Raw genomic sequence first — 17,603 nt, forward strand, 5'->3', positions numbered from 1 at the left:
GCCTAATAGAGAAGTCTTTCAGCATGTTCAGCAGCAATCCGGTTACAGACCGGAACAGCTTATTTATGTAGGCGATGCATGGCATAACGATATCAAACCATCCTTTCTTGCTGGCTGGACGCCTATTTGGCTGAATCCCAGAAAGCAGCTGCCTCTTCCAGAGGATGGGCATGTGAAATATTTGGAGTGTCAAACGATAAAACAGGCAATGCCGCTCATTGAAAGGATTCATGAGGGGAAACTGGCTGTTTGCTCTAAAAACATGTACAATAAAAACCGATATACTTAAAGTACACGTAACAAACTTACATAATGATTCAGCTAGGAGGATATGATGAGTATTGACCCTCGGATAATCAAAACATTATTGCAGCTTCAGCTTTCACCAAATGTAAATTTACAAGCAGCTACTAATCCGTTGCAGGCGACAACAGGCGATGGATCGGCATCCTTATTTGATACTCTTTTATCCCAATATATGACCGATACTTCTTCTGAAAATAATACATTGGCGCAAGTCATTCCAGCAGATGCGCTCGCGCAACTGAGTTCACTTAGCGGCATGCCTAACGTGTCGTTCAGCAGTCAAGGCGCGTCTAACAGCTCTCCTTCTGCTTATGACGAGCTTATTCAACAGGCATCAGCCAAATATGGCGTAGATTCTTCATTAATTCAAGCGGTAATCAAAACCGAATCCGGCTTTAACGCAGATGCACAGTCAGGTTCTGGCGCTAAGGGCCTTATGCAGCTAATGGACGGAACAGCAAGAGGACTAGGCGTTAGCAACTCCTTTGATCCCGCGCAAAACATTGATGGCGGAACTAAATATTTATCAATGCTGCTAAACAAGTATAATGGACATGAGCAGGTTGCGCTGGCTGCATATAATGCAGGACCGGGTCGAGTGGACCGTGCAGGAATAAAAACGAACGAGCAGCTAATAGAAAATCTTGAAGCGTTGCCAGAAGAGACGCAGCGCTATGTTGCCAAGGTGCTTCAGGCCAAGTAGAACGACAGCAATAAGATCACGATTTAGCGATCCGTCATGCAGGCGGGAGCAATCGATGATCTTTTTCTTTTTGAAAAGGAGATAAATCGAAAATGTTATATTTTGATCATTGTGCTTCATCACCGCCGTATGAAGAAGTGGTGCAGACCATGATGGAAGTGATGAAGTCGCAGTATGCGAACCCTTCATCGCTGCATCGTGCGGGTATTGAAGCTGACAAGTTAATTGAACGCTCGCGTGCTGTTCTAGCCGAGCAGATGCAAACCTCTAAGGGGAAATGGGTATTTACTTCTGGCGGTACAGAGTCAAATAATATAGCGATAAAGGGTGCTGCTCGTCAGTATGCTGGACGAGGCAAACATTTGATAACGACACAAATCGAGCATGCCTCCGTATACGAATCTTTTGCGCAGCTGGAGCAAGAAGGCTTCAATGTCACCTATTTGCAAGTAGGCAGGTCGGGTCATGTAGAGCTTGAGCAATTGGAAGCGGCAATTACTGAGGAAACGATTCTCGTTAGCGTGATGCATATCAACAACGAGATCGGTTCCATTCAGCCAATCGAGAACATTGCAAAGTTGCTTAAACGATATCCGAAGGTCATCTTGCATGTCGATRCCGTTCAGAGTATCGGAAAGCTGCCGATTCATTTGGAAAAGTGGGGCATCGATTTGCTTAGCGGTTCGGCGCATAAGCTTCGTGGTCCCAAAGGTGTAGGTTATTTGTACGTGCGTGACGGCATTACGCTGTCCCCTTTGTTTAGTGGCGGCTCGCAGGAGTTTGGACATCGCGCTGGAACACAAAACGTACCAGCTATCGTTGCGTCAGCGAAGGCGCTGCGCATGTCGCTTGCTTCGATGGAGCAAAGAGAAAGGCGATTGAAAGTGCTCAAACAGCAGCTATTAATGCATATTGAGCAAATTCCAGAGCTTAAGCTGAACGGGGCGGAGCCGTCAGCTTCCCATATTATACATTTCTCCTATCCGGGCATGAAGCCAGAGGTTGTCATCCATATGTTAGAGCAACGTGGTATAATGGCTTCAACGAAATCGGCATGTTCTTCTAAGGATGACAAGCCGAGCCGCGTGCTGCTTGCCATCGGTGCAAGTCATGAGCAAGCGAGCAGCGGCATTCGGATTAGTCTCGGAGACGAGCATGAAGAGCAGGATATTGCAGCCTTGGGAGCCGCACTGCGTCATGTTGTCGCACAACTTAAGCCGCTTGAGAGGAGATTGACTTAATTTTGCTTTATGATCAGATCGTGCTCCGTTATGGAGATTTAATGGTAAAAGGAAGAAATCGGAACAAATTCGAGAAGCGAATGCTTGATCAAGTAAAGCAGGCATTAATTTCTTATGATAATATTACTTATTTCAAATCGTTTGGACGTCTTTATGTCAAGCTGAATGGACATCCCTATGAGCCTATAGCAGATCGCTTGAAGGATTTGTTCGGCATCGTTTCTTTAAGTCCAGTTGTCAGCACAGAGGCTGATCTTGAGAAAATAAGAGCAGCAGCGCTAGCTCTTATGCAAGCTTTGCCAGAGCAGCCCAAAACGTTCAAGGTGAGCGCGAAACGTGCTTGGAAAGAGTTTCCTCATAATTCGCAGGATATGAATCATTTGGTGGGCGGACATGTTCTGCGTGCGATGCCAGGACTTAAAGTTAACGTGAGCAAGCCGGAAATTGAGCTGCGGGTGGATATTCAAGCGGAAGCTACTTACGTCTTCTACGATGTCATCCCTGGCGCTGGCGGATTTCCGTTTGCATCGAATGGCAAAGCTATGTTATTGCTCTCCGGGGGCATAGATAGCCCTGTAGCGGGCTGGCTGGCACTGCGTAAAGGCCTTGAAGTGGAGGCAGTGCATTTCCACAGCTACCCATTCACGAGCGAGCAGGCTAAAGATAAGGTAATTGAGCTAGCAAAGCGATTATCCTATTTCAGCGGGGAGCCGATTAAGCTTCATCTTGTGCCCTTTACCGAAATTCAAACTACGCTAGTACAAGCGAAGAGCGATAATCTGATCATTACATTAATGAGAAGGGCGATGCTTCGGATCACAGAGCAGCTGGCAGAACGCAATGGGGCAAACGGTATCGTTACTGGCGAGAGCTTAGGGCAGGTTGCGAGCCAGACGCTGCCGAGCATGAATGTCATAGGTCGAGCAACAGATCTGCCGCAGCTTAAGCCATTAATTATGATGGACAAGCATGAAATTATTCGGATGGCGGAGAGAATCGGGACGTTTGAAACGTCGATTTTGCCATATGAGGATTGCTGTACGTTATTTTTGCCGAAATCACCAAGTACGAATCCGAATCTTCGTATCGTTGAGAAGATTGAGGCTCTAATTCCTAATTATAATCAATTGCTCACTGCTGCAGTTGACGGCACGGAGGAAATTTTATTGTCGCCGCAGCTTCAAACGGCTGCCCAAACCGCTGGCGAGGATAGCTGGTTTTAAATGCGAATGAAGAAGCTTTGCAGGCGTATCGTTCCTGCGGGACTGACCCCCCATTTGTCATACAGGGATCAAAACACCTTCAAGTTTTAGTGTGGAATGAAACGATTCAATGGTGCATTATCAGCGGGCGTTCCCTTGCGGGACATGCTCATGGTAATGCCTTTTCTTTTTATAGCTTCCTGATACTCATGGGACRTGTAGACGCTTCCCTGATCGCTATGGAGAATCGCACCACACACAGTTGGTAATGACTGTATCTAGGACAAAGGTCGTGTCTTGCATATCTGATAAACTGCTAGCTACGATCTCTCCGTTTTATAAATCGAGGATGCTCGATAGGTACATCATTTTTTCGCCAATTGGTAAATACTTAATATCCGTGAAGAGTTTATGCATCGGTGTTTCAGCTTGAAATTGCCGTTTTAACAGGTGAATCTCCTTAACTGGTATGCCTGCTATTCTCAATTCAATGGCTTTCATTTTTGTTTCCACCGGATAACTTACTCTTGTTGCCAACGTAAAAACACCTCCAAGGTTGTCTCTATATCTTACGACATGGTTGCAATTTCTTGCAGGTGTTTTAATTTGTCTCACGTCATGGGTCAGTCCCTTGCTGGATGCAACTACACAACGTCTTTTCAATGTTCTCCCTTAGTGGAATCGCTATTTAATTGTTCTTCCTTTTGTTTTTTGCCTTTATTGGTCAATAATCCAGCTGCGATTGTAAGAATAATGACTACGATAACAAAGGACCAGAAGAGGAGTTGATTCTCGAAAAATGCTGTAAACGATTTTTCATGTGTGATCATCTTCGCAGCGGTATATGCAAGAACCGCTGAGCCTAGATAAACGATCCAATTATAGCGATTGATTAGTTTGATGAATATCGTACTGCCCCATACAACGACTGGTACGCTGATGAGAAGCCCAAGAATAACGAGCAAAGTGTTCCCGTGGGCTGCGCCTGCAACTGCGATTACGTTGTCAAGTCCCATGGCCGCATCGGCAATAATGATTGTACGTATCGATTGCCAAAGGGTATTGCCAGATTTGATGCCATCATGTGCATCATCCTGTACGAGAAGCTTGTATGCGATCCATACAAGGAGAAGTCCTCCAACAAGATTAAGCCAAGGAACGTTTAGAAGCTGAACAACAAGCAAGGTGGCAATGATTCGTATGCTAATCGCTCCAACCGTTCCCCATATAACGGCTTTCTTCTGCTGTTCCTTAGGTAGGTTTCGTGCTGCCATCCCAATAACAATGGCGTTGTCACCGGCCAATATAAGGTCGATAAAAACGATGGTCAGCAGGGCGGAGAAAAACTCGACAGAGAATAGTTCCATAAGTCATTTCCACCTTCCATAAAAAGGAATATATTGAAGTCTACAATAAATACGCTGCGCAGTGAAGAGGGATTCAAAAATTTTTATGGACATATTCCTCACAGCTTGTTCATACAGCTGATTAGAGGGGGTATGTAACTTGGACAGCCTTATTATATTTATCGAAATCGTCTTGATTAATGTATTGCTTAGCGGGGATAACGCCATTGTGATTGCAATGGCTAGCGGCCAACTGCCGCCAGAGCAGCGTAAACGGGCTGTATGGTGGGGTGCAATGGCTGCAGTAGGCTTAAGATGCGTGTTGACCGTCGTAGCGATTAAACTGCTTCAGGTGCCTTTTTTACAAGCCGTAGGAGCTTTGCTATTATTCTACATAGCGGTTAAGCTGCTTGCAGAGGCAGGCGGTAATCAGGATATGCATACGGTGAAAAAAGCAAAAACGATTGGTCAAGCGATATGGACAATTGTTGTAGCCGATTTCGTCATGAGTCTTGATAATGTTCTCGCTATTGCAGCGGTAGCAGATGGAGATATTGTACTTATTTTGCTCGGAATTGCGCTCAGCATACCTATGATTATTTGGGGAAGCCAAATGTTGGGAACGCTCCTTCAGAAATTTCCTGCTCTTTCCTATATTGGGGCAGCTTTACTCGCTTATGCGGCAGGTGGAATGCTAATGCATGACCCTGGCATGAATGATTTGCTGTTTCATGGGTCAAAAACGCTTGCTGAAGCCATTCCTTTGCTCTGTGTTCCGCTTGTCATTGTACTCGCAATTGTCAAAAAAAAGGCTGTTTTATAAGGATTATGACTCGCTCCGTTCACGCAAAATAATGCGGGACGGTTTTTTTTTTGTTAAGACCCTCGCAACGTACTGGTATTTTTGCCTCAGTTCCTATAAACTAATATAGATAAAAACTGTCGTCTTTCGTCAACATATGCGAAAGGCGCTGTAAGGAGCGGAACGCGAATGCCTAATAACAAATATTCCGCTGGAATCATTTTGCTGTTAGCCGGGGTCGTTATTTTGTTGGGCAAGTTAGGTGTATTCAGCTTTCTGGGCGCAATCTTCTGGCCGCTGCTCGTCTTAATTCCCGGCGTGCTTCTGCATGTTCTCTACTTCGGCAGATTAGTTCCGGCGGTCGTGCTCGTCCCAGGCGGAATGCTCGTCGTATATGCCCTGCTGTTTGTCGTTTGCAACCTTTTTGGATGGGATAGTATGAAATATTTGTGGCCGCTGTTTATCTTTGGAGTGGCAGCTGGTCTTTACGAATATTATTTGTTCGGTTCATCCAGACCGCGTGTTGTACTCACGGCATCGATTGCGCTTGCTGCCGCATCGGCTGTGTTTGTCATTCTTGTGCTTTTGTGGAGCTGGGGGATTTATGCGATTGCTGTTGCGTTAATTGCAGCAGGTGTTTGGATGATGCTAAGCAAACGCAAGCGTTGGTAAAAGATTTAAATAAAAAACAATTGGAGTGGATTACAAGTTATGCAAGCAAGAGAGAAATTACGGAATATCGCAATTATTGCCCACGTTGACCATGGTAAAACGACATTGGTTGACAAACTGCTACAACAATCAGGCACGTTCCGCGACCATGAAGCAGTGCAAGAGCGCGCAATGGACTCAAATGACATTGAGCGTGAACGCGGTATTACGATTTTGGCAAAAAACACAGCAATCAATTACAAAGACTATTTGATCAACATTGTTGATACGCCTGGACATGCTGACTTCGGCGGCGAAGTTGAGCGTATCATGAAAATGGTTGACGGCGTTCTTTTGGTTGTTGATGCATTTGAAGGCTGTATGCCGCAAACGAAATTCGTTTTGCGCAAAGCGCTTGAGTCAAACCAAACGCCAATCGTAGTAGTTAACAAAATTGACCGTCCAAATGCAAGACCTCAAGAAGTTGTAGATGAGGTTCTTGACCTGTTTATTGAACTAGGTGCAAATGACGCTCAACTTGAGTTCCCAGTAGTTTATGCATCTGCATTGATGGGTACTTCAAGCCTTGACCCAGAAAAACAAGATGAGAACATGGAAGCACTTTACGAAACAATCGTAAGTAACATTCCGTCCCCAACTGAAGACACAGAGAAGCCGTTGCAATTCCTTGTAACTTTGCTGGATTACAACGAATACCTTGGCCGTATTGCAATCGGTCGTGTTAACCGCGGCATGATTAAACAAGGGCAAACCGTTGCCGTTATGACTCGTGAAGGCGGAGTTAAGCAAGCAAGAATTGAGAAACTGTTTGGTTTCGTTGGTTTGAAACGTGTTGAGATCGAAGAAGCAGGAGCGGGCGATATCGTTGCGATTGCTGGTATTCGTGAAATCAACATCGGAGAAACCATTGCAGATCCACAAAATCCAGAAGCGTTGCCGGTTTTAAAAATCGATGAGCCAACACTTCAAATGACTTTCCTCGTTAATAACAGTCCGTTTGCAGGCCGTGAAGGAAAATGGGTAACTTCCCGTAAACTTCGTGAGCGTCTATTCAAAGAGCTTGAGACAGACGTAGCACTTCGCGTTGACGAGACAGACAGCCCTGATGCTTTTGTCGTTTCAGGTCGCGGTGAGCTTCACCTTGGCATTCTTATCGAGAACATGCGTCGTGAAGGTTTCGAGCTTCAAGTATCCAAACCTGAAGTTATCATTAAGGAAATCGATGGTTCGAAAGTAGAGCCTTACGAGCGTCTTCTTATTGATTTGCCTGAAGAGAGCATGGGCGCAGTAATGGAGAGCCTAGGAACTCGTAAAGCAGAAATGATCAACATGATCAACAACGGCAACGGCCAGGTGCGTCTAGAATTCAAAATCCCTGCTCGCGGCTTGATTGGCTACCGTACACAATTTTTGACGTTGACACGCGGCTACGGCATTATGAACAACGCTTTTGACAGCTATGGACCTCTAGCTGGCGCTGGTGTAGGCGGCCGTCGCCAAGGCGTTCTTGTTGCAAGTGAAAATGGTGTATCAACATTCTACGGCATGATGGGCGTAGAGGATCGCGGTATTCAGTTCTTGGAGCCAGGTACAGAAATTTATGAAGGTATGATCGTTGGCGAGCACACTCGCGAGAACGACATCATCGTAAACATCTGTAAAGTAAAACAACTGAACAATATTCGTTCAGCAGGTAAAGACGATACCGTAACATTGAAGAGCCCGCGTCTATTCTCACTTGAGCAAGCGCTTGAGTACTTGAATGATGATGAGTTCTGTGAAATTACTCCGAAGACGATTCGTCTTCGCAAGAAAATTTTGAACAAAAGCGAGCGCGAACGTGCGGACAAAAACCGTAAAAATGCGCAAGCAAGCGTGTAAGATTAGTTTTCTAAATGAACGTAAGGTTTTGCTCTGCAAAGCCTTACGTTTTCTTTAAAATATAAGTGGGATTATAAGTTGCTTAACTTATAATCCCACTTATATTTCACAGTGTTATGCGTACTGTGCAACTAAAGCACGGCGAAAGCCGTTTACAATGAATGAAGGAGGAATACGATATGCAAGCATGGCTAAGCGATCATAAGCTAGTCTCTTATTTAATCATTCTGGGTTTTACGATATACATATTCAATAAAGTATTTCGTGCACAGCAGAAGCTTCCGTTATTTAAAGAAATTTTAGTGTATGCATTGATTGCCTTCGGCTCTTTCGTTCTAATGATTTTGCAGGTGGACAAGCTGCCAATCATTCAATGTATGGGAGTAGCCGTTCTTATGATGCTTATGCTCCGTGGTCGTCAATTGTACGACAAATGGAAGGGCAACAAACCAAATGACAGTCAGTCACCAAATGCGGAATCCGGCAAATGAAGTTCGAGGACGCACTATTCAACTGGCTTCAAATCAAGCTGGTTGCTGATGCTCGTCCCGATGACAATGCAGCATTTGAGACATTATCGTTTTTTGAGCAAATATTGACGGAGGATCATGGGTTGACGGAATTTGTAATTACGAAGACCGATGATACGATGGTTCATGTGAAATACGAGAAGGATGGCCGTACCAAACTTCAGCTTTATCCTCGTGAGCTGGGTGAACAGCTCTTGACGGATATTGAATCCAATCCCAAATACAACTGAACTTGAAGGTGGATCATATGAGTAAAGGATCAACAGCATTACCACCAAGAACGGGCTCTCGTCCACCAGCAAAACCAAAAAAGCAGAAGCCGCGAAAAAAACGCTCGGCAATGAAAATCTTTTTCACATTGCTATTTTCAATACTTCTGATCGTAGCTGCGGGTTTAACTTATTTGGTCTTGCAAGCGGATAAAGCCATTGATGAAATTTCATCGCCAGTTGATGAAGAGGTTGTTATACCGCCTGGAGAAGCTGTAAATGAGAAGGCAGTTGCCATGCTTCTGATGGGGATCGATGCTCGTGCTCATGGAGGAGGTTTGAATACGGACGTTATGATGGTCGCTGTATTTAATCCGAATTCGAAGAGTGCTACTATCGTTACCATTCCTCGGGATACTAACATTGATATCGAAGGATATCGAGCTCGCAAAGCCAATAGCTTTTACGCTGATTTCTATATGAATGCGCTCAATAAGAAGAAATTAAGCAAAGAAGCAGCTTATGCGGATGCGAAGCAAGAAGTGCGGAACGTCATGAGCAAGCTGTTCGACATCGACATTAAATACTCTGCAGTCATTAATTTCCAAGGATTCGCAGATGTTGTTGATGCACTTGGCGGCGTGACAGTGGATGTTGATAAGCGTATGAAATACAAGGACTCTGCTGATGGAACAAATATCGACTTGGAACCAGGCGTTCAAACGCTAAGCGGTGAGAAAGCACTAGACTTTGTTCGTTACCGGAAATCAAATAATGGGAAAAACATGTCAAGCGACTTTGAACGCAATGCTCGTCAGAGCCAAGTTATCGGAGCACTGACGGACAAGATGAAATCATTTGACGGCGTTACGAAGATTGGGTCCGTTATGCAAGCAGTCGGCAAAAACTTGACGCTGGATATGCCTTCCAAAGAAATTAAAAATATGATGACGACTTATTTGGGTTTAAGCCGCAATGATATTACATTCATCCCTCTTGAAGGAACTTGGAGAAGTCCTTATGTTTATATGGACGAAGAGAAGCTGAAGGAAGCTCGGGCTGCACTCCAAGCAAAAATGGCTGAATAACCGTAGACTATAGCTAATATTATAGCTATAATAAATCTACAGAGGCCATTTTTGAAATCTGTTCAGAAGGAGGTCATGCGAATGACCAATTCCGTATCCTTAGTATCCGAGCTACCGATCGAAATTTTGCATAAGCAATCTATCGTTCTAATGCACAGAATTGATGCGATTTCTGACGGACTGGCCTTGAACTTTTCTGGTGGGCTCAGTGCGAACGACGACGTCGTAAGCTTGTCCGCTACCCTTGCGTGCGAGGAACCGAATATCAATATTGCTGCGAACACCTTTGTTGTACAGGTTCTCGCAGCTATGAAGAAAGCCTAGTGATAGCTCACTAGGCTTTTTGTGTCTTCAGGGATGCCTTTACAATTTCTTATTCATTTTTGGAGCTTGTTTCTCGAGTTCCTGAGGGATGACATCACGCGGCATTTGTGGAATTACTCTGCCGATAATATCGGCCATCTCCTCGGCAAAGCCGGATATCGGTTTGCCACGTCTAATATCGGCACCGATTTCATTGATTCTCTGGGACATATCGATATCTGCAGTCACGAGTGCATCTATACCGTATGGATCTTTACGGAATGCTTCGGCTACGGCATATTTGATTGTACCGACTCTAGAACGCTCCATCTTGGCGTCTACATCGATGCCAACAATAGCAGTATTCCCGAACACGACACAGTGCGCGTTCGTAACTCCGTCAATTTCTTTGGCCAACTGCTCCAGATGTACCGCAACCTGTTCCGAGTTTTTAATTTCTTTTTTCCTTGGCTCGGTTTGCTGCGTATGGACACGGCCATCATTTCGTGGAGAGGGTGATGTTTCATTCCGTGCGACGGTGCTGCAACCTGTCGCAACAATCGCAACAATGATCGCAGAAGTAAGCCATTTGTACATGTTTGACACCTCTTTTTTCTCGATGAAAAGCTGATAGTCACCTGTCCGCCATAGTTTACCCGCAGCAGCGATATGCTATGTATGGCCTCTAATGAATATCCAACACCGGGAGGGTTCTCATGAAAAAAATATTCGTGCTCGATACAAATGTGCTGCTTCATGATCCGCAAGCGATTTTTGCTTTCGACGATAATGAAGTCATAATTCCCGCGGTTGTGTTGGAAGAAATTGATTCAAAGAAGAGGTTGGCTGATGAATTAGGACGAAATGCGCGTTCGATCTCGCGTCTGCTCGATAAGATGAGAGAAATAGGCCACTTGCATGAAGGGATTGAACTGCCTAGCGGCGGCTTGCTCAAGGTAGAATTAAATCACCGCAGCTTCATGCGAGTACAAGAAATGTTTGGGGAAATGTCCAACGATAATCGGATTTTGGCGGTTGCGCTGAATTACCATATAGAACAGGAAAATGAGCCGGAGAAACAAAGTATCGTATTAGTTAGCAAGGATGTACTCGTTCGTATCAAAGCTGATGTTCTAGGCTTGCAGGCTCAAGATTATTTATCTGATCGGGTTGTTGTTTCGTCGGAATTTTATTCGGGCTATATGACGCTTTATGTTCATCCCGCAGTCATCGACGAATTTTACACTTATCGCTTCCTTACAGTTAACAACATGCACTTGAACATTCGATTAAACCCGAATGAATTTGTGATTTTGCGCGATGAAATGGGAACCTCGAAGTCAGCGCTGCTTAAGGTTAGCCAAGACGGGGCAAGGCTTGAGCCTTTATTTTTAAGCAATGATCCGGTTTGGGGAATAACGGCTCGCAATGCTCAGCAGCGCATGGCGCTTGAGCTGCTTCTAAATGACGACGTTCCGCTCGTGACACTTACCGGCAAGGCTGGTACGGGTAAGACGCTTCTCGCGCTGGCAGCGGGTCTTCTGAAGACGGAGGATGAGCATAAATACAAGAAGCTGCTAATCGCAAGGCCTGTCGTACCTATGGGGAAAGATATCGGATATTTGCCAGGCGAGAAGGAAGAGAAGCTGCGGCCATGGATGCAGCCGATTTATGATAATTTGGAGTATTTGTTCGATACGAAGAAATCAGGCGACATTGATAAAATATTGATGGGAATGGGCAGCATTCAGGTCGAGGCTTTAACTTACATTCGCGGCCGATCTATTCCCGGTCAATTCATTATTATTGATGAAGCACAGAACCTTACGAAACATGAGGTGAAAACGATTGTTTCGAGGGTCGGTGAAGGAAGTAAAATCGTTCTTATGGGAGATCCCGAGCAAATAGATCACCCTTATCTGGATTCGATCAGCAATGGATTGACCCATATTGTGGAGCGCTTTAAAGCAGAAGGCATCAGCGGCCATATGACGCTTGAGAAAGGCGAACGCTCCAAACTAGCCCAATTGGCAGCGGATTTACTATAACGACTGTGCCCCTCTTCGAAGAGGGGCTTTTTTTATTGCAAAAAATTGAAGGTTGTTTGGACAAAAAAACAAATTATTGTTATCCTATTTTTAGTAGTTTTAAGGATGAAAGGAAGAAGGCTGTGACTCCCAGAAAATACGTGCTGGTTTTATTCGGCACATTACTGTTAGCAGCATTATTACTTATCCCATTCTCACGAAATGCGAACCCTACAAGCATCGGAAAGCCTGACGGAAAAACAAATGTTCAACCCGCTCCCGGTACGCTTGTTGTGGATCAGCTGTCTGACATTACTGTAAGCGTTTCCTTGCCGAACATGCAATATCAACAGCTTCAGGAATTAAACCGGAATTTTATGATGAAATACCCTCATATTCAAGTCGAGCTTTCAAATGAGCCGAATAAGGAAAGAGCATATGATCTGTGGACGCTTCAGAGCCAGCAGAGAGAAGCCGCAGATATTATGCTGTTAGATAATGGATGGGTTAGATCATTTGCTGTACGAGGGTTTCTAAAGCCTGCAGACAGCATGATGACAGGTGACACGCTCACCGATCAAATGACAGGATTGCTTGATTCGCTCAGATGGAACGGTTATTTATGGGGCGTACCAAAGGACTTAAACCCATATATCATTGTTTGGAACTCTGCACTGCTTAAGGAGACTGGTCTTAAGGAGCCTCCTTCTGACTTTGCTTCCTTTCAAGCCGCCGCTTCAAAAATGATCGAGCTTCATCCGCAAGCGAGTATTGTAAACTGGAGTGCAGGCGATTTGCAGCAGCAGCTAACTTGGTTAGCTGCGTTTCAAACGAAACCATCCAACTTGTTGAAATTGCTTCCGCTGAGTGAGCAGCAGACTCAGCAGCTGGAATGGTTTCAACAAATGGAAGTGAATTTGAGCAGAATCGATGTGGATGCAATCAATCAATTAGCAGAGGAGTTTCAAAATAATAATCTGTTTGCAGCTGTAATTCCGTGGAATCAATACGAGCGTTTAAATGAGGATTTGCGAATGAAATTAACGATTGATCGTGAGCAAGTCTATTATCCATGGTTGAATGGACGAAGCTACGCGATTTCCTCAAACAGCGATGAAGAAGAGGAAGCGATGCTTTGGATTGGGGAAATGACCGAATTAATGAATCAACAGATGACCTATGACCGATTTGGCTTTTTACCTGCAAGATCTTCATTATATTCGTTTAACAGCACCCTTCAAAGCGAGCAAATTCATATCCCGCCTGCTTGGTGGAAAAATGCGCTGAACACTAAGCTCGCAGATGAAAATCTCCCGATTTCAGATCCAATTTGGCCTGAGAAATGGCGTCAAAGGGAGAAGTTATGGAGAATGTTTTCCGATGGCAATTTTCAATTGGCTGAATATATGAAGTCGCTTGCCGCTTTAGAGTGAAATGAAAACAGCCGGCCTCATTTTGCAATGATGGCAGGCTGTTTTTTGCTTGTTAGATGAATAATGACAGCAGCTATAACTTTAGGCTGAGCTTGATGGTCAGTTCTCCGTCTTTCATTTCAACAGCGTTCGCTTTAAGAAACGAAACGATTAAATCAGGATAAAAGCCGAGATCGAATTCCTTCTCGAGCGCACTGCGTGTCGTGTCAGGAAGGGAGAAGCCATTAAATATGAGTTCATCGACATGAAATAGGATGGCGTTTTTGGGATCATTTTCGATCGTGTAGTGACCGCTGATTTTTATTTCCATGTTGTCGCGTTTTCCTTGAGCAATGACCTTGTCATCAATGAATTCAAAAGAGAAATGATTGAAGATATCATTTTGCTCGCGAAGGAATGTATTTAAATCATCTTCGGGCACTCGAATGGTGTATTGAAAACCTTTTATTTCGAGCAGCTGCTTATTTTCTTGTACCCAGCTTGGCAGCTTCTGCATCGCCTTCGAGAGTGCTCGGAAATATTGTTTCACTTCAGCTATTCCTGCTGTTTCCCAGTAAGAAGTAAGCTCCTTCATCAAAATGCGTATGCGATCGGCATCTGATCTGCCAGCTAGCTGCTCGTCAAGCTGCTTCTCAAGCGCAACTACACGCTCTCTCTGCGTTTTGAGCTGTTGTTCAATCGTACTCAGCTCATTCTGCCTAGCTTCAAGCTTCTCATAACCCACTTTAACTTTCTTGTATTGCTCGACATATGTATTCAAGGTATGCTTGTCTTGAGTAAGTATAATTTCGGCATAATCCAGCATTTGAAACAACTCCGATAATGAATCGAACGATAAAAGAGCGCTAAGCAAAAAATCTCGTTCTCCCATATAGTAAGCGCGCAGCACATTTCCTGCTTCTTCTTGCTTGTCCGCTATTTGCTGTTCTTGTATGAGCAGCTGCTTCTCCGTGTCCGTCATCGTCAGCATGAGCTGCTGCTTCTGTTCTTGTATGCGGATGATTTCTTTATCGATTTCCACGACAGACAAGCTTTTCTCAAGCAGTGCATGCATATCCGCCTCATCAGCCGGCAGAGGCTCTGCCCAAGCGGGAAGCCGAAACAGGAACAAAAAGATGAGTAGCATCGAAGTGGCTGCGATAGAAAATCGATTGCGCCTGGCTGGCAATGTCAACGGCATCGTCCCTCCTCAGCATTCATTTTATGCGGCAATCCATTCTATTATATCTTACAATTGGARAAGGATGAACCTTATGATGATGGAAAACGAGCTCGCAGCCTCAATTGCGGAAAAAATAGCAGGTGCAAAAACGTATGGCAAGCTTGTAGATGAAGATGGAGGCTGGAGTTCAGTCAAATGCATCTCTTTTTTTCAATATATGCAGGCATGTCTATATGATCCGCAATATGGTTATTACCGTTCAGGGCCAATTAGAGTGGGCAAGGAGGGTGATTTTTATACGAGCTCAGGCATTGGGCAGGTGCTTGCTGAAGTTCTAGCGAAATATGCGCTGGACTATGCGGCATTAGTGGATAAGCCGCTTAAACTGATTGAGTGGGGAGCAGGAACGGGGCGATTGTCAGCTCAAATTGCGGCTGCAGGTTGTGAGCGAGACTTGGATTGGAAAAGAAAAATGCAGCCAATTCTAATTGAGGATCATCCTGCGCATGCTGAAGCAGCACGGAATGCTTTTGCAGATATTAGCTGCTTATCGGATGCAGAACCGCTGCTGTCATCCTCGGAAGATGCTTGGGGGGAAACCTGGCTTAAGCAGCCATCGATTGTGCTCGCAAACGAGCTGTTTGATGCTTTTCCCGTACACCGTGTGCAGCTAGTGAATGGAGAACTGATGGAGTTAGGCGTTGCTTATCATGATGAGCGTGGCTTCGTTGAGGTTCAAATGCCGCTTACCGATACTCGGATTACAAATTGGCTTAATCGGGATCATATTCAATTGCTTGAAGGGCAGCAAACGGAGGTGCATGCTGGTGCAGTTGACTTCCTTAATAAGCTTGAAGCCGTAATGACTAGCGGACGTGTCGTCATTATTGATTATGGGCATAAAGCGGAGGAATATGCGGCGGAGCACCGGATGCTTGGTACTCTTATGTGTTATTCGCACCATCAGACGAACACAAATCCATATAGTCGAATCGGGGAGCAGGATATCACTTCACATGTCCCTTTTACCTTTATCCATCATTCTGCTGAAGAGGGCGGTTTTCAAGTAACAAGCTATATGACACAAAAACAATTTTTAATTGAGCACGGCGTAATGAATATGCTTCAAAATCATAACAGTACGGATCCTTTCAGCAAAGAAGCGCGAAGGAATAGAGCGATTAGGCAGCTGCTGCTCAGCGATCAAATGAGTGAGACGTTTAAAGTGATGGTTTTGGAAAAAGGTTAAATCCAATACAAAAAAAGTGTCAGCCCTTAAGGGGCTGACACTTTTTTGTTTAAGGAAAAGAACTCATATGTACTCTTGTTTGTTCTTACCTTAAGCGCATAACGAACCATTATCATTTAGGATAATGGTTGTTCTTTCATGGCTTTGATTAAAGCTTGCCTTGGCGTATTTCGCTGACGCCTTTGTTTAGAACGGCAAGTCCATCTTGAAGACCGACCAATACGTGAAACCCACGAATGAAATGATCATATATCCCCAGAACATTACAATGTAAGTTCTTTCGGAGAAATTCAAGTAGCCTAGAAATACGAAAGCAACGGCTTGTGCAAAAAACAATAGCGCAAATTCCGTCATATGGCCTGCGAAAGCCATAAGTCCGATTACCAGGGTCCAAAAGCCAAGTACCCGATACATACGTGCCATGATAACATCCCCCTTTCGCTGCGACCCGATTTTCTAATGATCATTATAACGTTTGGTGTAATAAGTGTAAACCAAAATACGTGAAGAAATCGCAAATTTTTTGTTTGCATCTAATTAACTCCTGTTGACTTAGATATAGTTTGCTCAAATATAAGAGCTAACATGTATGAGTAATTGAAAATTTGGTTATACAAATTAGTATCCAATAGATTCTATGAACTCTACCAAGGGCATAGAGATAAAGTAAGCGCCTTTACGTTAGGAGGTTTTTGTTGCATGACAGCAGTTAGACAAGATGCGTGGAGTCCGGACGATGATTTAATTCTCGCCGAGGTTACACTACGCCATATTCGCGAAGGTAGTACTCAGCTTGCAGCATTTGAAGAAGTGGGCGAACGAATTGGGCGTACATCCGCAGCATGCGGATTCCGCTGGAACAGTTGCGTTCGCAAAAGGTATGAGGATGCAATACAAATCGCTAAACAGCAGCGCCAGAAGCGAAATTATTTAAAAAAACAAACGATTATCGCAACGCCGCATGTTTCATCGATTGCCGTTTTTGAAACGGAAGAACGTGGATTCAAGCAAGAGAGTGGTGCAATCGAGGAAAGTTTATCGGTAGATGCTGTTATTCGTTTTCTCCGTGGATGGAAGACGACCTATCAGGATTTAACCCGCCAACTCAAATGGTATGAGAAGGAACTGAAAGACAAAGAGGAAGAGCTATACCGTTTGCGTGATCAGAATGAGAGATTGTCCAAAGAGGTTAACAATGTTCAAACGGATTACCGTGCTGTGAACGACGATTACAAGACACTTATTCAAATTATGGATCGTGCAAGAAGGCTTACCGTTTTAACGAATGACGATGAAGCTAAGCCGAGATTCAAGATGGATGCTAATGGCAATTTGGAACGGATTGAATAAGTTATAATGCGTAAATAAGAGGAGCTGGCCATTATTTGGCCGGCTTCTTTTTCTTTTGCGCTTTTTTTATAGAAGAGTCTAGTCGGCTAAACTTGTATC

At 44.4% G+C, this 17,603-nt stretch carries 19 protein-coding genes and 1 pseudogene; 15 read left to right on the forward strand and 5 right to left on the reverse strand.

Annotated features, from left to right (window positions below; translation table 11 throughout):
- The 4 genes from AB4Z17_RS23670 to thiI form a co-directional block, all read left to right on the forward strand.
- Positions 1–289, forward strand: a 289-nt coding sequence (locus AB4Z17_RS23670; protein ID WP_441962437.1) for an HAD family hydrolase, incomplete at its 5' end; no start/stop codon positions are given.
- 42 nt (positions 290–331) lie between these two features.
- Positions 332–1,009 (forward strand): lytic transglycosylase domain-containing protein, encoded by a 678-nt coding sequence (locus AB4Z17_RS23675; RefSeq protein WP_441962438.1) that lies wholly within the window; start codon positions 332–334, stop codon positions 1,007–1,009.
- Between the two features lie 92 nt (positions 1,010–1,101).
- Entirely contained in the window at positions 1,102–2,250 is a 1,149-nt protein-coding gene (locus AB4Z17_RS23680; protein WP_441962440.1) for a cysteine desulfurase family protein, read from the forward strand.
- A 2-nt stretch (positions 2,251–2,252) separates the two neighbouring features.
- Positions 2,253–3,473 carry a tRNA uracil 4-sulfurtransferase ThiI gene (gene thiI, locus AB4Z17_RS23685; protein WP_441962442.1) on the forward strand — a complete coding sequence of 407 codons (1,221 nt, stop codon included), beginning with the start codon at positions 2,253–2,255 and terminating at the stop codon, positions 3,471–3,473.
- A 78-nt stretch (positions 3,474–3,551) separates the two neighbouring features.
- On the opposite strand, the pseudogene AB4Z17_RS23690 reads toward thiI, so the two are convergent.
- A pseudogene (locus AB4Z17_RS23690) lies at positions 3,552–3,905 on the reverse strand (transposase); the annotation flags it as partial.
- A 206-nt stretch (positions 3,906–4,111) separates the two neighbouring features.
- Positions 4,112–4,819: a TerC family protein gene (locus AB4Z17_RS23695; RefSeq protein WP_441909702.1), complete on the reverse strand. Its 708-nt coding sequence runs from the start codon at positions 4,817–4,819 to the stop codon at positions 4,112–4,114.
- Between the two features lie 139 nt (positions 4,820–4,958).
- Between AB4Z17_RS23695 and AB4Z17_RS23700 the strand changes: the two genes are divergently transcribed.
- The 7 genes from AB4Z17_RS23700 to AB4Z17_RS23730 all read left to right on the forward strand — a co-directional run bounded on the left by AB4Z17_RS23700 (position 4,959) and on the right by AB4Z17_RS23730 (position 10,304).
- Entirely contained in the window at positions 4,959–5,621 is a 663-nt protein-coding gene (locus tag AB4Z17_RS23700; protein WP_441882955.1) for a TerC family protein, read from the forward strand.
- A 168-nt stretch (positions 5,622–5,789) separates the two neighbouring features.
- Complete coding sequence (locus AB4Z17_RS23705) at positions 5,790–6,272, forward strand: hypothetical protein (protein WP_054027942.1); 483 nt, start codon at positions 5,790–5,792, stop codon at positions 6,270–6,272.
- Between the two features lie 39 nt (positions 6,273–6,311).
- Complete coding sequence (gene typA, locus AB4Z17_RS23710; RefSeq protein WP_441909699.1) at positions 6,312–8,153, forward strand: translational GTPase TypA; 1,842 nt, start codon at positions 6,312–6,314, stop codon at positions 8,151–8,153.
- Positions 8,154–8,332: 179 nt separating this feature from the next.
- Positions 8,333–8,644 carry a YlaH-like family protein gene (locus AB4Z17_RS23715; RefSeq protein ID WP_076268136.1) on the forward strand — a complete coding sequence of 104 codons (312 nt, stop codon included), beginning with the start codon at positions 8,333–8,335 and terminating at the stop codon, positions 8,642–8,644.
- The gene (locus tag AB4Z17_RS23720; protein ID WP_339208701.1) at positions 8,641–8,913 is read left to right on the forward strand and encodes a hypothetical protein; all 273 of its coding nucleotides are present in this window, start codon (positions 8,641–8,643) and stop codon (positions 8,911–8,913) included. Before AB4Z17_RS23715 ends, AB4Z17_RS23720 begins: the two co-directional genes overlap by 4 nt.
- A gap of 17 nt (positions 8,914–8,930) precedes the next feature.
- Positions 8,931–9,980, forward strand: a complete 1,050-nt coding sequence (locus AB4Z17_RS23725) for an LCP family protein (protein WP_441962444.1) — start codon at positions 8,931–8,933, stop codon at positions 9,978–9,980.
- A gap of 81 nt (positions 9,981–10,061) precedes the next feature.
- Positions 10,062–10,304, forward strand: coding sequence for a hypothetical protein (locus AB4Z17_RS23730; RefSeq protein WP_441962446.1), 243 nt, complete (start codon positions 10,062–10,064; stop codon positions 10,302–10,304).
- 39 nt (positions 10,305–10,343) lie between these two features.
- On the opposite strand, the gene AB4Z17_RS23735 is transcribed toward AB4Z17_RS23730, so the two are convergent.
- Positions 10,344–10,880: a YhcN/YlaJ family sporulation lipoprotein gene (locus tag AB4Z17_RS23735; protein WP_441962448.1), complete on the reverse strand. Its 537-nt coding sequence runs from the start codon at positions 10,878–10,880 to the stop codon at positions 10,344–10,346.
- Between the two features lie 119 nt (positions 10,881–10,999).
- On the opposite strand from AB4Z17_RS23735, the gene AB4Z17_RS23740 reads away from it, so the two are divergent.
- Together AB4Z17_RS23740 and AB4Z17_RS23745 are read left to right on the forward strand one after the other, a co-directional pair.
- Positions 11,000–12,331 carry a PhoH family protein gene (locus AB4Z17_RS23740; RefSeq protein ID WP_076268141.1) on the forward strand — a complete coding sequence of 444 codons (1,332 nt, stop codon included), beginning with the start codon at positions 11,000–11,002 and terminating at the stop codon, positions 12,329–12,331.
- Between the two features lie 140 nt (positions 12,332–12,471).
- On the forward strand, positions 12,472–13,743 hold the full coding sequence (locus tag AB4Z17_RS23745; RefSeq protein WP_441962450.1) for an ABC transporter substrate-binding protein: 1,272 nt from the start codon (positions 12,472–12,474) through the stop codon (positions 13,741–13,743).
- A gap of 73 nt (positions 13,744–13,816) precedes the next feature.
- Here AB4Z17_RS23745 and AB4Z17_RS23750 read toward each other — a convergent pair whose 3' ends face one another.
- Positions 13,817–14,923, reverse strand: a complete 1,107-nt coding sequence (locus AB4Z17_RS23750; protein ID WP_441962452.1) for a coiled-coil domain-containing protein — start codon at positions 14,921–14,923, stop codon at positions 13,817–13,819.
- Positions 14,924–14,996: 73 nt separating this feature from the next.
- Between AB4Z17_RS23750 and AB4Z17_RS23755 the strand changes: the two genes are divergently transcribed.
- Positions 14,997–16,154: a class I SAM-dependent methyltransferase gene (locus AB4Z17_RS23755; RefSeq protein ID WP_441962454.1), complete on the forward strand. Its 1,158-nt coding sequence runs from the start codon at positions 14,997–14,999 to the stop codon at positions 16,152–16,154.
- A gap of 186 nt (positions 16,155–16,340) precedes the next feature.
- On the opposite strand, the gene AB4Z17_RS23760 is transcribed toward AB4Z17_RS23755, so the two are convergent.
- Positions 16,341–16,577, reverse strand: a complete 237-nt coding sequence (locus tag AB4Z17_RS23760; RefSeq protein ID WP_053375484.1) for a DUF2626 domain-containing protein — start codon at positions 16,575–16,577, stop codon at positions 16,341–16,343.
- 276 nt (positions 16,578–16,853) lie between these two features.
- On the opposite strand from AB4Z17_RS23760, the gene AB4Z17_RS23765 reads away from it, so the two are divergent.
- Positions 16,854–17,504, forward strand: a complete 651-nt coding sequence (locus AB4Z17_RS23765) for an RsfA family transcriptional regulator (protein WP_076268145.1) — start codon at positions 16,854–16,856, stop codon at positions 17,502–17,504.
- Positions 17,505–17,603 lie beyond the last annotated feature (99 nt).

It is taken from the genome of Paenibacillus sp. TAF43_2 (genome assembly GCF_052113545.1).
Classification (GTDB): Bacteria; Bacillota; Bacilli; order Paenibacillales; family Paenibacillaceae; genus Pristimantibacillus.